Source organism: Frankia sp. CoWAU3 (assembly GCF_977971855.1).
The window spans coordinates 25,944-27,515 of sequence record NZ_CDWWXB010000003.1 but is presented as its reverse complement, the minus strand read 5'-3'; the positions used below and the strand labels follow the sequence as shown (position 1 = coordinate 27,515).

1 protein-coding gene is annotated in these 1,572 nt (G+C 69.2%); it reads right to left on the bottom strand.

The features are described 5' to 3' along the window. A partial coding sequence (locus AC08ON_RS00855) for a PEP/pyruvate-binding domain-containing protein (RefSeq protein WP_476616288.1) occupies positions 1-1,337 on the bottom strand: 1,337 nt, incomplete at its 3' end. Between the last annotated feature and the right edge of the window lie 235 nt (positions 1,338-1,572).

Genomic DNA, 1,572 nt, shown 5'->3' with positions numbered 1-1,572 from the left:
CCGCCTCGGGAGGTCAGGATTCCGCGCGCCGCGAGCATGCCCGCGAGGTCATCGGGATTCGTCTCGCGGCGGACGAGGATGACCGGTCGGCCCTCGGCCGCCACCCGCACCGCCTCGGCGGCGTCGAAGACGGCCTCCCCCACCTCGGCCCCGGGCGCGGCGTTCACTCCCGTCGCGATCGGGGCGGGCCGGGCCGTGTCGTCGAAGCGCGGGAACATCAGGGTGGCGAGCTGGTCGCCGCTCACCCGGCACAGCGCCTCGTCGTCGTCGATGACACCGCCTTCGGCGAGCGTGGCGGCGATCCGGAAAGCCGCCGCGGCAGTGCGTTTGCCGACGCGGGTCTGCAGGATCCACAACCTGCCATGTTCGATCGTGAACTCGATGTCGCACAGGTCCCGGTAGTGCTTCTCCAGGCGCGTCATGATCTCGCGCAGTTCGGTGAAGGATGCCGGGTCGATCCGCTCCAGCTCGGCGAGGGGAACCGGGTTACGGCTCCCGGCCACCACATCCTCGCCCTGGGCATTGGGCAAATAGTCTCCGTACACGCCGGGTTCGCCGCTGCCCGGATCCCGGGTGAAGGCCACCCCGGTGCCCGAGTCCGTTCCAAGGTTGCCGAACACCATCGCGACGACGCTCACTGCCGTCCCGAGATCGTCCGGAATGCGCTCGGTACGGCGGTACAGCCGGGCCCGCGGCCCGTTCCAGGAGTCGAACACCGCTCGGATCGCGAGATCCAGCTGCTCGCGGGGATCCTGGGGGAAGGGGCGGCCGGTGCGCTCGAGCACGATCCGCTGGTAGGTCGCGACGAGCGCCCGCAGGTCGTTCTCGTCGAGGTCGAGGTCGCTGCTGGTGCCCTTGGCCCGCTTCGCCGCCTCGAGGGCCGCGTCGAACGACGGCTCGCCGACGCCGAGGACGGTCCGGCCGAACATGGCCAGCAGCCGGCGGTAGGAGTCCCAGGCGAACCGCGGCGAACCTGACTGCTCGGCCAGGCCCAAGACGGCCTGATCGGTCAGGCCGATGTTCAGAATGGTGTCCATCATCCCGGGCATGGAGAACTTCGCGCCGGAACGCACCGACACCAGCAGCGGATCGTCGGCCTGGCCGAGCCGCCGTCCCCGGGCGGTCTCCAGGGCGGCAAGATGATGATCGATCTCCGCCCGTAGCCCGACCGGTTCGCCACCGACAAGATACTCCCGGCATGCCTGGGTGCTGATAGTGAACCCGGGCGGGACAGGCAGGCCGAGATTCGTCATCTCGGCGAGGTTCGCACCCTTACCACCGAGAAGATCCTTCATGTCCTTGTTGCCCTGGTGGAAGCCATACACGTAGCGCGCCATGGTCGTCCCTTCCGCCCCGGAGTGATACCCAGACGCTAACCCGCGGTAACGGTATGCGCAGCCAGAATGCCCATGATCAGCGAACGGAAGCGGATAGCGAGCCGAGAGCCTCCCAGTCGAGAGCTCCGGCCGTCAGGTCCCGGATCCAGGCCAGCAGACCGAGCCGCGCCGCCCGCACCGCCGGGTCGTCGGCCATCACCATCACCGCGTCGAAGAACACGTCGACGGCGGCCGG